Here is a 15,719-nt window from a genome sequence, read left to right as displayed (position 1 = left end):
CCGTTAGCGTGCCTCCGGCACGACAAAAAGGCCCTCCCGGAGGAGGGCCTGGTGTCGGCTGGGCTGAAGCGCCCCCGGCAGGACTCGAACCTGCGGCCAAGCGCTTAGAAGGCGCCTGCTCTATCCACTGAGCTACGGGGGCCGGGGTGGTGACCTCGGTGGCCTGGAGTCCTGGGACCCGGGTGGTCCGTGACCTTGCCGGGACAAGGATAGGGCTCCGATTTGCTCGACTCGGTTCCTTCACCTGCGTGCCACTATGTGCAGGTTCGGTGAAGCGAGACGATAATCGCAGGTGGGTGCGATTCGTGCACCGCTTTTGACGCCTCACGCCCCGGGTGTTGTGCAGTCGTTATGCCTGCGCCCCACTCGTCCCCTCTGTCCGGACGGGGGAACCGGCGCGCAGAGGTGGCTATACGCTTCAAAAAGGCGCCAAAATTGGGCATTCTTCGCATGTGGTGACCTTGGACGTACGGCCTCAGCTCATCGACGCACTTTCCGCCCTGCGCGACCGTGTCGCTGCCGTGCGTCTTCCACTCCCGCTCCCAGGGGCTCCACGTGCCCGGCAGACCAGGATCGAGCTGCTCGCCCAGCTCGATGACTACCTGCTGCCCAGGCTCAAGGATCCCGAAGCGCCGCTGCTCGCCGTCATCGGCGGATCCACCGGTGCCGGCAAGTCGACGCTCGTCAACTCCCTCGTGGGACGCCGGGTCAGTGAGGCCGGGGTGCTCCGGCCGACGACGCGGACTCCGGTGCTCGTCTGCCATCCGGATGATCATCACTGGTTCTCCGGGGTCCGGGTGCTGCCGCAGCTCACCCGCGTCTGGCTGCCGCCCGAGGAGTCCGCCGACCCCGGTCAGTGCGACAACCTCGACGGACTCGACGGGAGCGCGGCCGAGGAAGGGACCGCGCTGCGCGTCGAGACCGCCACCGGGCTGCCGCGCGGACTGGCCCTGCTGGACGCCCCCGACATCGACTCCCTCGTCGTGCGCAACCGCGTACTGGCGGCCGAACTCATCTGCGCGGCGGACGTCTGGGTCATGGTGACCACCGCCTCCCGGTACGCCGACGCGGTCCCGTGGCATCTGCTGCGTACCGCCAAGGAGTACGACGCCTCGCTCGTCACCGTCCTGGACCGGGTGCCGCACCAGGTGATCGCCGAGGTGTCGCGGCAGTACGGCGCCCTGCTCACCAAGGCCGGTCTCGGCGAGGTGCCGCGCTTCACCATCCCCGAGCTCCCCGAATCGGCGGGCGGCGGCAGCGGACTGCTGCCCACTACGGCGGTCGCCCCGCTGCGTGCCTGGCTCACCCATCGCGCACAGGATCCGGCGGCCCGTCAGCAGGCCGTCGGACGCACGGCTGCCGGGGTCATCGATTCCCTCGACGTACGGATGCCGGCGCTCGCCGGGGCCGTCGCGGCGCAGTACGCCGCCGCCGTCCGGCTGACCGGTGTGGTCGAGGACGCGTACGGGAAGGAGGGCGCACGCGTCCGGCGGCGCCTGCAGAACGGCGGCGCTCTCGCCGGGGACGCCCGGACCCGCTGGCGCGGCTACCCGCTGTACAGCACCTCCGAGGAAGTCCTCGAAGCGCTCGTGGAGAGCCTCGCCGCACTCCTGGAGTGCGCGGTGGCCGCCGCCGACGAACAGATCCGGACGACCTGGCGGCGGGAGCCCGCAGCCGCGGTGTTCGGCTTCGAGGCGGCCGACCGGGAATCCGGCGGATGGGGCCCCGCCGAGGACATCCGGGGCCGGATCGCGATGACCGTACGCCGGTGGCGCCGGGTCCTGGAGGAGCTGGCCGAGGAGGAGCTGCGCCTCATGGAGCGCAACACCGCACCCGACGCCGAGACCGTCGCCGCCCTGCTGGCCGCCGCCCTGCTCGGCGGCCGCCGGGCCCGTACCGCCGGTGAACAGCTCGCCGAACGCATCGGGGTCCAGGGCGCGCTGCGCCTGCGCGACAAAGGCGGGGCCCTGCTCACCACCTATCTCGACCAGGTACTGGGCGGTGAACGCGACCGGCGGCTCGCCCCGCTGGACGCGCTCGACGTGGCCCCCGAACCGCAGGCCGAACTGATCGCCGCGCTGTCCGTACTGCAGAAGGAGAGGTGGCAGCGATGACTGCCGTCACTGACGAAGGACAGGGTCCGGGCCGGGGGGAAGGCCGTCGGGCGGACGCGGACCGGAGCCCGGACGGGCGAGCCGCCCCCGGCGACGGCCTCCGGCCGGACCGGGGCTGGGACGACGGGCTCATCGCCCGCCGTGCCGCAGCCGCCGCCGGCGGGGCCGCACCCGGCGTCCTCCCGGCAGCCGTCCCGGAGGACGACGTACGGCCCCAGGTCGAGGCGTACGTGCCCTCCGGAAACCCGCTCCGCCCCCGCCTGGACGCGCTGCGCGAACTCGTCGGACTCTCCAGGGCCCGGCTCGACGGCGCCGCCCTCGCCGAGGCGGGCCGGGTGCTCGACGAGGCCGCTGCCCGCCAGCGGCTCTCCTCCCGGCACACCGTCGTCGCCATCGCCGGAGCCAGCGGCAGCGGCAAGTCCACCCTCTTCAACGCGCTCGCCGGCGCGCAGATCTCCGACACCGGACTGCGCAGACCCACCACCGCCGCGCCCCTCGCCTGCTCCTGGACCGACGGAGCCGCGGGGCTGCTGGACCGGCTGGCCGTACCCGGACGGCTCAGGCGCAGGCCGCAGCCGAGCGGTACCGCGGCCGACGAGGCGCTCCAGGGCCTCGTCCTGGTCGATCTGCCCGACCACGACTCGGCGGCGGCCGGACACCGTGACCAGGTGGACCGGGTGCTGGCGCTGGTCGACGCGGTGATCTGGGTCGTGGACCCGGAGAAGTACGCCGACGCGGCGCTGCACGAACGCTATCTGCGGCCGCTCGCCGGACACGCCGAGGTCACCTTCGTGGTCCTCAACCAGATCGACCGGCTGCCCGGTGACGCGGCCGACCAGGTCCTGGACGATCTGCGCCGGCTGCTCGACGAGGACGGCATGGCCCTCGGCGAACACGGCGAACCCGGCGCCACGGTCCTGTCCCTGTCCGCGCTCACCGGCGACGGGGTGGGCGAACTGCGCGAACTGCTCGGCCGGTTCGTCCAGGACCGCACGGCGGCCACCCGCCGGCTCTCCGCCGATGTGGACGCCGCCGCGGCCCGACTCCGTCCGGTGTACGTCGCCGAGGGGCGGCCGGGACTGGGGGAGGGGGCCCGTGAGGAGTTCGCGGACCGGCTGGCCGAGGCCGTCGGCGCAGCCGCCGCCGGGCAGGCCGCCGAGCGCGAATGGCGCCGCAACGCCGGACGGGCGTGCGGCACGCCGTGGCTGCGGCTGTGGCGCTGGTACGAGTCCACCCGGCAGCCGGGCGGCCTGGACCGGGCAGCGCTCACCGCGCCGCCCGAGGACCACCTCACCGCGCGCCAGGTGGTCGAACAGGCGGTACGCACAGTGGCGGACGACGCCGCCGACGGGCTGCCCGGACCATGGGCCCAGGCGGTGCGCGAGGCCGCGGTGCACGGGGCGCAGGGGCTGCCCGAGGCGCTCGACGAACTGGCCGGACGGGCCGGAGGGGACGGCGGCGCCGGGGGAGCGGAACCGGACAGCGGTGCGGCCGCTGCGCCGGGCGTCCGGGGCTCGGGCGCGACGCACCCCGGCCGTGGCAACGGGAAGCCGCCGCGGCCCGCCTGGTGGCCCGCGGCCGTACTGGCGCAGGTGGCGATGACGCTGCTGCAGATCTTCGGCGGACTGTGGCTGGCCGGCCAGATCATCGGCGTACTGCAGCCGGGACTGCTGGCGCCTGCGCTGGTGATGCTGGCGGGGATCATCGGCGGTCCCCTGGTGGAGTGGTCGTGCGCGGCGGCCGCCCGCGGGCCTGCGCGCCGGTACGGCCAGGAGGCCGAGCGGCGGCTGCGCGAGGCGGCGGCGGCCTGCGGACGGGCCAGGGTGCTCGATCCGGTGTCGGCCGAGCTGGTGCGCTACCGCGAGGTGCGGGAGCGGTACGTGGCGGTGACGGAGTTCTCCACAACGGGCCGTTAGTCCACAGGCCGCGGCAGGAATTCCGCCTCCCCTTCAGCATGGGATCAGTGACCGGACGCAAGGGTGCGGTCACTGATCCCATGCTGAAGGGGAGGCGGAGTCATGAACGAGACCTTGGTGACGCTGGTGGGCAACGCGGCGACCGCTGTGGAGTTCCGGGAGACCGCGGCCGGGGGGATGGCGCGCTTCCGGTTCGCGGTGACGCCGCGGCGCTGGGACCGGGAGAAACAGCTCTGGACCGACGGACACACGAGCTTCTACACCGTGTGGGCGTGGCGCACGCTGGCGTCGAACCTGTCGGGTTCCGTCGCCGTGGGTGAACCACTGGTCGTGCATGGCAGGTTGAAGGTGCGCGAGGAGGAACGGGAGGGGCAACGGCGGACGTTCGTGGACATCGAGGCGGTGGCCGTGGGCCACGACCTGACACGGGGGACGTCGGCGTTCCGGCGGGTGGTCAGGGGAGAGCCGGGACTGATGTCCAGGACCGGCGGTCCTGGCACCGCCGAGCCGGACCGGTGGGCGGTGCGGGAGGCGCAGGAGCCGGACGCGGGGGAGGCGGGGCAGGCGGGGCAGGCGGGACCGGTCCGGCCCGAGGGCCCGGCTGACCTGGCGGTTTCTGCGCGACGGGCCCGACGGGTGGAGCCGGCCGACGTCCCGGCGCGCCCCGCCGGAAGGCGCCGGACGGTACGTCAGAAACCCGCCTCCGACCTGGTGCCGTCGCCATGACGCGCCTCAGCCGGCCGACCGTGGCGCACTCGTGGGCAAGGCGTTACCCGGGATAACGATTCCGATTCGGAATGCTTATCCGATGGCATGACGGGGGACTGTGCATCGCTTCGTCCTTAGGATTCCCCAGTACTCACAGGGCACTTGAGTCGGCTTGGCGGGACATTCCCCACACGCGTACCGGGCGCGAGGGTCCCGCCCGGAGGGGAATTCTGTGTTTTCAGCTTCTTCAGCGACCGCCTCGTCATCCACGACGACGGCCAACCCCCGACGGAGCCGGGGCGTATCCCGCCTGGCCGCTTCGGTGGTGGCGTCCGGTCTGGTCATGGCCGGGGCCCTCGTCGGCACGGGCAGCGCGGTGGCCGACGAGCCGCCTCAGCACCAGGGCGGCGCGACAGCGGTCCTGGACGGGCTGAAGACCTTCGACGCGGCAGTGCTGCACACCGACGGCAAGGACCAGAAGCTGCCCGCCGGGCTCTTCGAGATGACCGTCGAGGGCGGCGGCAAGCTCAAGACGTACTGCATAGACATCCACAACCCCACCCAGGACCAGGCGAAGTACCTGGAGACCCCCTGGAACCAGACGTCGCTCGGCGCAAACAAGAACGCCGGCCGGATCCGCTGGATCCTGGAGCACTCCTACCCCCAGATCGACGACCTCTCGGAACTCGCGGAGAAGGCCGGCACCGGGCCGCTCACCGAGCGGACCGCGGCAGCCGGCACCCAGGTCGCCATCTGGCGCTACTCGGACAACGCCGACGTCAACGCGTCCGACGCCCAGGCCGAGAAGCTCGCCGACTGGCTGGAGAAGACCGCCACCGACACCGCCGAGCCCAAGGCGTCGCTCGCCCTGGACCCGGCCGCGGTGTCCGGCCGGTCCGGTGAGCGGCTCGGCCCGGTCACCGTCCGCACCAACGCCGGGCAGGTCTCCGTGAGCCCGCCCGCCGACTCCGCCAGCGGCATCGAGATCACCGACAAGAAGGGCAAGGCCGTCACCACGGCCACCGACGGCTCCGAGCTCTACTTCGACGTCCCGGCCGGCGCGGCGGACGGCTCCGCGTCCCTGACCGTCCAGGCCACCACCTCGGTTCCCGTCGGCCGGGCCTTCGCCGGCGTCACCAAGAGCCAGACCCAGATCCTGGCCGGCTCCAGCGAGTCCACGGTCTCCGCGAGCGCCACCGCGACCTGGGCCAAGAAGGGCGCGATGCCGGCGGTCACCGCGAAGAAGAACTGCGCCAAGGACGGCGTCGACGTCACCGCGAGCAACAAGGGCGACGAGGCGTTCACCTTCGAACTGGCCGGCAAGGAGCACACCGTCGAGGCCGGGAAGTCCGTGACGGTGACCGTGCCGGTCGCCGAGGACCAGGCGTACGACTTCACGATCACCGGTCCCGGCGGGTTCAGCCGCACATTCAAGGGCGTGCTGGACTGCATGACCACCGGAACCGGCACCAGCACCGGCGGCCTCGACACGCAGACCGCCGAGCAGCCCACCACGACGACCGCCACGGCCGGCGGCAGCACGACCGGGGTCCAGGGCGACCTGGCCGAGACGGGCAGCTCCAACGCCACCCCGGTGATCGCGGGCGTCGCGATCGGCCTGGTCGTCATCGGCGGCGGCGTGGTCTTCCTCCTCCGCCGGCGCAAGGGCCAGTCCGCAGGCGAGTAACGAGCACACCAAGGCCCGGCCGCCACACCCTGATCACGGCCCCGGTACGGCTTCGGCCGGCCGGGGCCGTGGCGTACCCGCCCTTGGTGTTCGCGAGTGGGACCGTGGCCCGCTCGGGACGAGGCCGCTATGAGCCGGGCGGAGGACGACCGCTTGGGCCGAGCCCCACCCCCAGATCCGCCCGCATGGCATTGCGCATGCGGCGAGCGCAAGTGTGGTGCTGCCCATGGTGTCCCCCAGCGGACGGCCCGGCCTTCCGGTGCCATCCTGCCGGGGTCATGGCTGCGGCGTGGCCTTCCCGGCATTCGCCTCGTCCCTGCCCGAGTGAGGTCGTCCGACCCACCGGGTCAGGGGCCGTTCCTCTGTGGTGGGCGTGGGATTCGAACCCACGTCGACTCACACCATGACCGTTCTCAAGACCGCTGACGGGCTGACTCGCCATGGAGACCCCGTTGGCCCTCACCGGCGTCCGTCGAGCGCCGGCCGCGAGTTGGGATCAGGGGCGCTCGAAGTACTGGAGCACCCCTCCGACGGAGAAACACAGTGCTCCCGTGAGTGTGCCCCAGTTGGCAATGTCGACGTTCACGACGCTTCCCGTGGCGGGGCGGGTGAAGTCGGCCAGTGCCGCGCCAAGGAAGAGCACGGACCCGAGCTGATTGACGGCAACGATCCACCAGCCGAGATCGCGGGCTCGGATGCCCGGACGGCCGTGACAGACCTCGACCAGAGCAAGGTGCCCCGAAACGAGGAACAGTGCGCACCCGACCATGTCGGGGGCCCAGATCAGTCTGTTCGCCTGCTGCGCCGAAAGCCCCTGCAACAAGGAACTCAGCAGGTTGATGCCGAACACGAGCGTTCCCACGAATAGCAGGAAGGTACTGAGCCAGTCGATGCGACCGGGCTCGTAGCTCCACCATCTCCAGCGCCGAGCGGCAAGCGCCCCGACTTCGTTGTCCTGGCGAGGAGCGTTGACCGCTTGGAGAAGCGACACATACCCGCCCGTGTTGAAGAACAGGCCGCCGACGAAGTAGATCCAGGCCCCCGTCACGTCGCCTGGGCCGAACTGCGCCACCGCGGCCCCTGAGGCGAATAAGCCCCCACCCACCGCGAACGCACCCGCCGCCATGGCATTCAGCCTGCGGAGACGACTGACCGACGCGCTGTCCGCTCTTCGGGAGCGGGGCTGCGAATCGCCCGCTGCCCGCACGGTGAGCAGGCCGCGCTTGCGCGCCCGCCGCGACTCCCAGACCGCGGTGCCTCCGTCGCCGAGGCGCCAGGTCAGCCGCGTCGTGAACGGCCCCGCACCCTCGGCGGTCCTCTCGATTCGGCTCACCGCTCGACCCTAGCCTTTTGGTGGCTGAATGCCCGTATATGGCTCGAAGCTGGTTGGTGGGTGGGATAGGGCTGCTCGCGCCGGTCTCCGAGCGGGTTCTTCGGGATTCCCTGGGCCGTGCGAGGGTGCTCGCCAGCGATCGACGGCGACAGCCAGTGACGAATCACCGACAAGCCTGAGCTGGCGTAGGCCCAGGTCACGGTCACCAGCCGATACGGGTTTCCGTCAGGAGGTAGCCGTCAGGCAAGATGGGGTGTATCTGCCCACTCATCGATTGCCGGACGGTTTCTCTTGGCTGAGTACATCTACACGATGCGCAAGACACGCAAGGCGCACGGCGACAAGGTCATCCTTGACGACGTGACGCTGAGCTTCCTGCCCGGCGCGAAGATCGGTGTGGTGGGTCCCAACGGTGCCGGTAAGTCCACGGTGCTGAAGATCATGGCGGGTCTGGAGCAGCCGTCCAACGGTGACGCCTTCCTGTCGCCCGGGTTCAGCGTCGGCATCCTCATGCAGGAGCCCAAGCTCGACGAAGCGAAGACCGTACTGGAGAACGTCCAGGACGGTGCCGCCGAGATCATGGGCAAGCTCAAGCGGTTCAACGAGGTCGCCGAGCTCATGGCGACCGACTACTCCGACGCGCTCATGGACGAGATGGGCAAGCTCCAGGAGGACCTGGACCACGCCAACGCGTGGGACCTGGACGCTCAGCTGGAGCAGGCCATGGACGCCCTGGGCTGCCCGCCCGGCGACTGGGCCGTCACCAACCTCTCCGGTGGTGAGAAGCGCCGCGTCGCGCTCTGCAAGCTGCTCATCGAGGCCCCGGACCTGCTCCTGCTCGACGAGCCCACCAACCACCTCGACGCCGAGTCGGTGAACTGGCTGGAGCAGCACCTCTCGAAGTACGCGGGCGCCGTGGTCGCCGTCACCCACGACCGGTACTTCCTGAACAACGTCGCCGAGTGGATCCTCGAGCTCGACCGCGGCCGCGCCATCCCGTACGAGGGCAACTACTCCACGTACCTCGAGAAGAAGGCCACCCGCCTCAAGGTCGAGGGCCGCAAGGACGAGAAGCGGCAGAAGCGGCTCAAGGAAGAGCTGGAGTGGGTGCGGTCGAACGCCAAGGGGCGCCAGACCAAGTCCAAGGCGCGTCTCGCCCGGTACGAGGAGATGGCGGCCGAGGCGGACAAGATGCGGAAGCTGGACTTCGAGGAGATCCAGATTCCGCCGGGCCCGCGGCTCGGTTCCATCGTCGTCGAGGTCGAGAACCTCTCGAAGGCCTTCGGCGACAAGGTCCTCATCGACGACCTGTCGTTCACGCTGCCGCGCAACGGCATCGTCGGCATCATCGGTCCGAACGGCGCGGGCAAGACCACGCTGTTCAAGATGATCCAGGGCCTGGAGACGCCGGACTCCGGCGCGATCAAGGTCGGCGACACGGTCAAGATCTCCTACGTCGACCAGTCCCGCGCCAACATCGACCCGAAGAAGACCCTCTGGGCCGTCGTCTCGGACGAGCTGGACTACATCAACGTCGGCCAGGTCGAGATGCCGTCGCGGGCGTACGTCTCCGCGTTCGGCTTCAAGGGCCCGGACCAGCAGAAGCCGGCCGGTGTGCTCTCCGGCGGTGAGCGCAACCGCCTCAACCTGGCGCTGACGCTCAAGGAGGGCGGCAACCTGCTGCTCCTCGACGAGCCCACCAACGACCTCGACGTCGAGACCCTCTCCTCGCTCGAGAACGCGCTGCTGGAGTTCCCCGGTGCGGCCGTGGTCATCTCCCACGACCGCTGGTTCCTGGACCGCGTCGCCACGCACATCCTGGCGTACGAGGGCGAGTCCAAGTGGTACTGGTTCGAGGGCAACTTCGAGTCGTACGAGAAGAACAAGGTCGAGCGTCTCGGCGCGGACGCGGCCCGTCCGCACCGTGCCACGTACAAGAAGCTCACGCGAGGCTGATCGTCTTGGCTCGTCACATCTACAGCTGCCCGCTGCGCTGGTCGGACATGGATGCCTTCGGCCACGTGAACAACGTGGTCTTCCTCCGCTATCTGGAGGAGGCGCGCATCGACTTCATGTTCCGGCTGGCGCCGGGGGACGGCTCGCCGTCCTTCTCGGGCGGCTCCGTCGTGGCCCGGCACGAGATCGACTACGTGCGCCCGCTGGTCCACCGGCACGCGCCGGTGACCGTCGAGTCGTGGGTCACGAAGATAGGTGCCGCCTCGCTCACGATCGCGTACGAGATCAAGGACCCGGACCAGGTGTACGTACGTGCGTCGACCGTGGTCGTCCCGTACAACCTGGCCGAGGAGCGGCCCCGGCGGATCTCCGCGGAGGAGAAGCTCTTCCTCCAGGAGTTCCTGGCCGAGGAGCCCGCCGCCGTATGACGGCACCTGTGCAGTCGCTGCTGTTCACCGACGCGAGGGAGGCCGCGGATCTCGCGGCCTTCCTCGGGCGGTTGCTCCATTACGACCGGGCCGCGGCCGTACGGCTGCAGGCCGGCGGCGGCGCGCTCGCCGTGTTCGGCAGGCCGCCGTCGTTCGAGGTCCTGGCGATCCGTGCGGTGCGGCTGGCGGACACGCATGACTTCGACGTGACCGTCTCCGCCGGCGAACTCCTCGAATCGCTCGAGGAGTCGACCGGCTCCGGTGCCGTTCCCGCACCGGTCACCGGGCCGCCGTGGACGGGTGTGCTGCCCCCGCGCGGTGGGTGGCAGGAGCTGCCGGGGCTGCCGGACCCCCTCTCCCTGCGCGCGGCGCTGACCGCCGCCGTGGCGGAGTTCCGGGCCCGTGACGAGGCCCTGCCCGAGGACCGGCGTACGCGGGCGGAGCGCGATCTCATCGGGCGTGACATCTGGTCGCGGACCGTCGACGGCACGGAGCTCCCGCTGCGCGCCGTGCACGCGGCGCAGTCCCTGGGCTTCCTCCGGGCCGCCCCCGACTTCCCCGTCGCCCTGCTCGCCGCGGGGGCCTGGCTGCGGCTGCGCACCCCGTTCGGCTCGATCGCCCTGCGGCGGGCGGGCGCGGGCGGCGCACTGGGGTCGCTCGGCGTCTCCGTAGGCGGTTAGGGCCTGGCCGGTAGGGCCCTCACCAGCGCATGCGGACGTCCTCGGCCCAGCCGAGCAGCCGTTCCACGGCGATCTCGGTGCCGTCGTCCGCGCGGATCCGTCCGTCGTAGTGGCCGAAGCACTGGTCGGTGCGGTTGGCGATCAGGCCGGCCTCGGTGCGTGCAGCCCGGTTGTGGAACGGGGTGAACGTCAGGTCCACCTGGTCGGACGACGGTGTACGGATGGTCCAGGGAGCGAGCGGGTCGGCCGTGGACCACTGCCAGTCCAGCTCCTCGCCGATCTTGGTGAGCCGGCCGTCCACGCAGAGCCCGTTCTCCGTGGAGCCGGTGCCCGCCGTCCAGCGGCCGCCGAACTGGAGGCCCACCGTGTGGCCGCCGGTGCGCCCTGAGGCGGCGCCCCAGTTCCAGTCGACCGTGCGCGGCCAGCGTCCGCGGCCGTGGTCCAGGACCGCCCAGGTGTCGCCCTCGTCGAACATCAGCACCTCCGTGCCGATCCTGACCCGGCCGGATGCGGGGAGCGCCGTGTGCTTGGAGGTGTACTGGAAGCGCTGTTCGCTCCAGGGCACCACGACGGAGAGCGATTCGTGCCCCGGTGGCCGGGCGACCAGGAGATCGACCTCCAGCGGCAGCAGGTCCGGGGTCAGGCAGCGGGCCCTCAGCCGGGTGCCGGCGTTCTCGTCGGTGATCTCGATACGCACCTTGCCGGCGGACGGCCGCTCGGGTCCGACCACCACGTCCCTGGAGCCCGGTGCGCCCGCGACGGTGTCGGGGAGCTCGACGCCGAAGCCGCCGGGGATGATCGCCGTACGCTCCGACTCCAGCCCGCCCGGCCCGTATTCGAGCAGATAGACGGTGTTCAGGGCGAGGAAGTCGAGGTCGCTGACGGTCAGCGCCACCAGGTGGGTGGGCGTCGTCACGCACCAGTACTCCCAGCGCTTCGTCCGGCCCCAGCCGCGCAGATTGGCGCGGTGAAGGGGCGTCCGGGACCAGCCGACAGCGGCCGGATTCAGGCTGCCGTCGGGCAGACAGAGGTCGACCGGCTCGGTGATCTCGCGTTCGGACGTCGTCATGCGCCCGATCCTAGAGTCTCTCGTTCGGATCGGGCCGTCCCCCCGGCGGCCCCGCTCACTCCGGCTTGGGGCCGTCCGGCCACACTCCGATGTGGTCCTGTTCCAGTTCCAGCATCACGCGGTGCTCCATGCCCAGCGCCTGCGTGTAGTCCGCGGGCAGTTGCAGCCGGCCCGCCCGGTCGAGCATCGCGTACTCGCGTGCCACCTGGGACTCCTGGCCCGTCGCCGCGTCGACCTCCGTGCGGCGCAGCACCTCGAAGGATGTGCGGCCGTCGCGGATGGCCACCGTGCGGTTGACCTCGTTGGCGACCGCCTGGTCGTGCGTCACGATCACGATCGTCGTGCCGAGCTCCTCGTTCGCGCGGCGGAAGGCGCCGAAGACCTGCTCGCCGGTGGCCGAGTCCAGCTCTCCGGTCGGCTCGTCGGCGAGCAGCACCGAGGGGGAGTTGGCCAGCGAGACCGCGATCGCCACGCGCTGCTGCTGGCCGCCCGACATCTGCTGCGGGCGCCGGTCGCGGCAGTCGGCCACTTCCAGCATCTTCAGCAACGACTCGGCGCGCGCGGTGCGTTCGCGGTTGCGGCCGCGGCCGCGCAGCTGCATCGGCAGGGTGACGTTCTGGATCGCGGTCAGATAGGGGAGCAGGTTGCGGGCGGTCTGCTGCCAGACGAAGCCGACGACATCCCGGCGGTAGCGCAGCCGTTCCTTCTGGCCCATGGACAGCAGATCGCAGCCCGCCACCTTCGCCGCCCCCGCCGTGGGCTCGTCGAGACCCGCCAGGATGTTCATCAGCGTCGACTTGCCGCTGCCGGACGCGCCGACCAGGGCCAGCAACTCGCCCTCGGTGACGAGGAGATCGAGGCCCTGGAGGGCCTGCACCTCCACCCCGTCGGTGGTGAAGATACGGACCAGCCGGTCGCAGGCGATCAGCGCGTCGTGCCCGTACGAGGGCCGGTCGCGGCGGGCGGTGGCCCGCTGTTCGAGCTCCGCCAGCGTGGATTGGGTCGACGGCGTGGTCATCGGGAGTCTCCTGCCCTGAGTTCGGTGATCGATCCGCGGCGCCCGGTCCACCAGGCCTGCACACCGGCCACGACGGCGGCGAGGACGATCACGCCCAGCGCCGGGAGGACCAGGGACCACGGGTCGGTCCGCAGCGGTGCGGTGTCCAGCAGGCCGGAGCCGGGACCGGTCGAGAGCGCGAGGCGCACCAGATCGATGCCCGGTGCGAGCAGCGCGATGGTCGCCCGGCCGACGAGCAGCCCGCCCACGGCGGCGAGCAGGGCCTGGGGCATGGCCTCGAAACCGAGGAGGCGCCCGCCCTGCCGGGAGGTGAGCCCCATCGTGCGCAGCCGCGCCAGGAGCGTGGTGCGTTCCGGGGCGGTCTGCAACAGGGAGAGCAGGACGGCGAGCAGGGCGTACCCGGCGCCGGCCGCGATGGCCGCCGTGTAGATCCGTTCGGCGCCCTGCTGCATCGGGGTGTCGACGTACGACGCACGCGCCTCGGAACGCAGCTGCACGGAGAGGTCCTTGCCCGCGCGGCCGGCCGCCGTGCGCAGCTTCTTCGCGTCCAGCCGGTCACCCGTGAGTAGCAGTGCGGTGGTCTGGCGATGAGTGAGGGAGGCGGCGTCGACGACGATGAAGGAGCTGTCGTTGACGGCGGGCGTATGGGCCACCGTTCCGGCCACCCGCACCTTGAAGTCCCCGGCCAGCGACTGCAGATCGCGCGGCCGGTCACCGAGCCGCTCGGCGACGGACGGCGAGACGAGCACCGGAAGGACCCGGTCCTTCGACGGCGGCGTGCCCTTCGGCGTCGCCGGGCCGCCGGCCTTCAGCCGGTCGGCGGGGAAGGCGCCGAGGCCGGTGGAGCGGGCCAGCCGGGCGTACGTGGCAGGGTCCACGCCGATCAGGGTGGCGCCCTTGGCTTCCTCGAAGCCGCGCTCGGACGACGGCAGCGCGACCCCGTACTCGATCTGGACCGGCGCCACCTCCCGTACCCCGTCCGCCTTTCGCACACTGCGGATCAGATCACCGGGCAGCGGTACGGAGTCGCCCTGGCCGCTGATCCGGGCATCGGCGCCGGTGGCGAGTACCGCCGCGCTGTCCCGGGCGTCCGCGACGCCGGCGAGTACCGAGCCGCCGAACGCCGCGGTGGTCAGCGCGACCAGCAGCGCGAGCAGCGGCAGGGTGCCGGAGGCCGGGGCGCGCCCCGCACGGGCCAGTGCGAGGAAGCCGACCGCGCCGCGCAGCCGTGCCACGGAACGCAGGGCGAGCCGCAGCGGCAGCGGATAGAGCCGGACGAGGACCACGGCCGCGATCAGTCCGACCAGCACGGGGGCCGCGCTGATCAGGAGGTCCGTGCCGCCGGCGCCGTCCGTGCCGCGCCGGCGCAGGGCGGCGACGGCGCCGGCGGCCAGCACCAGCAGGGTGAGTTCGGCGACGGTGCGCCGCCGGGACGGACGGGCGGTCGCCAGGTCGTCACGGGCCCCGTGCAGCTGCGGTGTGCGGTGCAGCAGCGCCGTACGCAGCGGAAGCGCGGCACACACCAATACGACGACCGCTGCGGCGCCGGCCGCCGCGGGCCACAGCCGGGCCTCGCCGACGGCCAGGACCGCGAGCAGCAGACCCAGGGCCCCGGCGGGCACGGCCGTCACCGCGGTCTCGGCGAGCAGCCGGCCCCCGATTCCGGTGAGCGACCCGCCGCGGGCCCGCAGCAGCGCCAGTTCGCTGTGGCGGCGGCCGGTGATGAGACCGCCCGTCATCAGCAGGACGACGGCGGCGACGGCCCCGATGCCGACGGCGGCGACCGTGACGACCGGACGGATCGCGGACCGTATGCCGTCGTACGCCGTCAGGACCTCGTCGAGGTCGGTCGTCACCGTGATCGTGTCGCCGGCCAGCCCGCGCATCTCCAGCAGTCCGGGACCGCCCTCCAGCGAGGCCACCGCCGTACGCAGCCGCGGTACGTCGAGCGCGGTGAGGCGTGAACCGTCCGGCGCGATCCGCCAGTAGAGCTCGGGCTGGCCCGTGGTGGCGAGCAGGGCCGGTGCGGCGTCCGGCGGCAGCAGCAGTGCGGCCGTCCAGTAGTAGCGCGGGGTCTCCTTGGTGGGTTTGGCGACCAGGGACGGGGTGCGGAGCAGCTGCTCGGCCGACCAGTAGGCGGCCTCGGGGTGCAGGGGGGTGACGATTCCGGTGATCCGTACCGTCAGCGTCCTGCCGCCCCGGGTGGGGACGGCGACGGTCGAGCCGGGCTCGATCCGCAGCGCCTTCGCGGTCTGCTCGGTGACGGCGGCCTCGAGCCGGGTGGTCTCCATGGTGACCTTGCCGTGGACGGCCGGCCACCTGCCCCTGCGCAGGGTGGAGTGCTCGGGCAGCGCGGACTGGGTGGCGTAGGTCAGCTGGGGGTCGAGGCCGTAGGGGCGGGGGAACCACGGCTCGCCGGCCGCGATCGGGTCCGAGGTGCGGACCCCGTAGGCGGACTGGGAGGCGTCGGGCAGCACCGGGTCGGGCAGCGCGGCCAGGATCTTGCGGTTGGCGGACGCCATCGTGGCCCGGCTCACCGAGTCCTCGCGCGCCACCACGGGCAGTTCCAGGCCGGGCTGGGGGCCGCTCAGCTCCAGGACTCCGCGCCTGGGCTCGACGACGCTGAGGTCGTGGCGCAGCCCCTTGTTCTCGTAGCTGTCGATGGACCGGGGGAACGCGGCGGCGAGGAACGCCGTCAGCACCACCAGCAGTCCCAGCGCGCAGGCGGCGCCCGGGGCGGTACGCAGCCGGGTGCGCACCCAGGGGGCGCAGGCGGCCGCGGCACGGGGGGTTCTCGAACGCGGGCTCAT

11 protein-coding genes and 1 tRNA gene are annotated in these 15,719 nt (G+C 71.9%); 7 read left to right on the top strand and 5 right to left on the bottom strand.

The genetic code is table 11. The annotated features are described in order from the left end of the window. Positions 1 to 69: 69 nt before the first annotated feature. Positions 70 to 142 (bottom strand) — tRNA-Arg (locus OG782_RS12165). A gap of 319 nt (positions 143 to 461) precedes the next feature. Between OG782_RS12165 and OG782_RS12160 the strand changes: the two genes are divergently transcribed. From OG782_RS12160 to OG782_RS12145, 4 genes are all read left to right on the top strand, one after another. Further along, a complete protein-coding gene (locus tag OG782_RS12160) occupies positions 462 to 2,114 on the top strand; it encodes a dynamin family protein (protein ID WP_406459010.1) in 1,653 nt (550 codons plus the stop codon). Further along, positions 2,111 to 4,030, top strand: a complete 1,920-nt coding sequence (locus OG782_RS12155) for a GTPase (RefSeq protein ID WP_406450175.1) — start codon at positions 2,111 to 2,113, stop codon at positions 4,028 to 4,030. Before OG782_RS12160 ends, OG782_RS12155 begins: the two co-directional genes overlap by 4 nt. A gap of 102 nt (positions 4,031 to 4,132) precedes the next feature. Then, positions 4,133 to 4,756: a single-stranded DNA-binding protein gene (locus OG782_RS12150; protein ID WP_406450173.1), complete on the top strand. Its 624-nt coding sequence runs from the start codon at positions 4,133 to 4,135 to the stop codon at positions 4,754 to 4,756. Positions 4,757 to 4,970: 214 nt separating this feature from the next. Continuing rightward, positions 4,971 to 6,425, top strand: coding sequence for an LAETG motif-containing sortase-dependent surface protein (locus OG782_RS12145; RefSeq protein ID WP_406450171.1), 1,455 nt, complete (start codon positions 4,971 to 4,973; stop codon positions 6,423 to 6,425). A gap of 496 nt (positions 6,426 to 6,921) precedes the next feature. Here the strand turns inward: OG782_RS12145 and OG782_RS12140 are convergent, their stop codons facing one another. Next, a complete protein-coding gene (locus tag OG782_RS12140) occupies positions 6,922 to 7,758 on the bottom strand; it encodes a hypothetical protein (protein WP_406450169.1) in 837 nt (278 codons plus the stop codon). A 291-nt stretch (positions 7,759 to 8,049) separates the two neighbouring features. Between OG782_RS12140 and ettA the strand changes: the two genes are divergently transcribed. The 3 genes from ettA to OG782_RS12125 are packed head-to-tail and all read left to right on the top strand — an operon-like array spanning position 8,050 to position 10,822. After that, positions 8,050 to 9,714 (top strand): energy-dependent translational throttle protein EttA, encoded by a 1,665-nt coding sequence (gene ettA / locus OG782_RS12135; RefSeq protein WP_406450167.1) that lies wholly within the window; start codon positions 8,050 to 8,052, stop codon positions 9,712 to 9,714. A 5-nt stretch (positions 9,715 to 9,719) separates the two neighbouring features. Next, the gene (locus tag OG782_RS12130) at positions 9,720 to 10,142 is read left to right on the top strand and encodes a thioesterase family protein (protein ID WP_173313310.1); all 423 of its coding nucleotides are present in this window, start codon (positions 9,720 to 9,722) and stop codon (positions 10,140 to 10,142) included. Continuing rightward, positions 10,139 to 10,822, top strand: coding sequence for a hypothetical protein (locus OG782_RS12125; RefSeq protein WP_406450165.1), 684 nt, complete (start codon positions 10,139 to 10,141; stop codon positions 10,820 to 10,822). The genes OG782_RS12130 and OG782_RS12125 overlap by 4 nt, the downstream gene beginning before the upstream one ends. A gap of 19 nt (positions 10,823 to 10,841) precedes the next feature. Here OG782_RS12125 and OG782_RS12120 read toward each other — a convergent pair whose 3' ends face one another. The 3 genes from OG782_RS12120 to OG782_RS12110 are packed head-to-tail and all read right to left on the bottom strand — an operon-like array spanning position 10,842 to position 15,719. Then, positions 10,842 to 11,891 carry a DUF2804 domain-containing protein gene (locus OG782_RS12120; protein ID WP_406450163.1) on the bottom strand — a complete coding sequence of 350 codons (1,050 nt, stop codon included), beginning with the start codon at positions 11,889 to 11,891 and terminating at the stop codon, positions 10,842 to 10,844. 55 nt (positions 11,892 to 11,946) lie between these two features. Continuing rightward, positions 11,947 to 12,909, bottom strand: coding sequence for an ABC transporter ATP-binding protein (locus tag OG782_RS12115; protein ID WP_406450161.1), 963 nt, complete (start codon positions 12,907 to 12,909; stop codon positions 11,947 to 11,949). Next, a complete protein-coding gene (locus tag OG782_RS12110; RefSeq protein ID WP_406450159.1) occupies positions 12,906 to 15,719 on the bottom strand; it encodes an FtsX-like permease family protein in 2,814 nt (937 codons plus the stop codon). Before OG782_RS12110 ends, OG782_RS12115 begins: the two co-directional genes overlap by 4 nt.

Origin of the sequence: Streptomyces sp. NBC_00876, from assembly GCF_045207435.1 — a bacterium.
GTDB lineage: Bacteria > Actinomycetota > Actinomycetes > Streptomycetales > Streptomycetaceae > Streptomyces.
Note: the sequence above shows the minus strand (reverse complement) of the source record. Positions and strands in the feature narration are given on the sequence as shown.

Coding starts and splice junctions, on each gene's coding strand:
- OG782_RS12155 (WP_406450175.1), top strand. CDS start 2,111: ATGACTGCCGTCACTGACGAAGGACAGGGTCCGGGCCGGGGGGAAGGC.
- OG782_RS12115 (WP_406450161.1), bottom strand. CDS start 12,909: ATGACCACGCCGTCGACCCAATCCACGCTGGCGGAGCTCGAACAGCGG.
- OG782_RS12125 (WP_406450165.1), top strand. CDS start 10,139: ATGACGGCACCTGTGCAGTCGCTGCTGTTCACCGACGCGAGGGAGGCC.
- OG782_RS12150 (WP_406450173.1), top strand. CDS start 4,133: ATGAACGAGACCTTGGTGACGCTGGTGGGCAACGCGGCGACCGCTGTG.
- OG782_RS12120 (WP_406450163.1), bottom strand. CDS start 11,891: ATGACGACGTCCGAACGCGAGATCACCGAGCCGGTCGACCTCTGTCTG.
- OG782_RS12110 (WP_406450159.1), bottom strand. CDS start 15,719: ATGAGCCCGCGTTCGAGAACCCCCCGTGCCGCGGCCGCCTGCGCCCCC.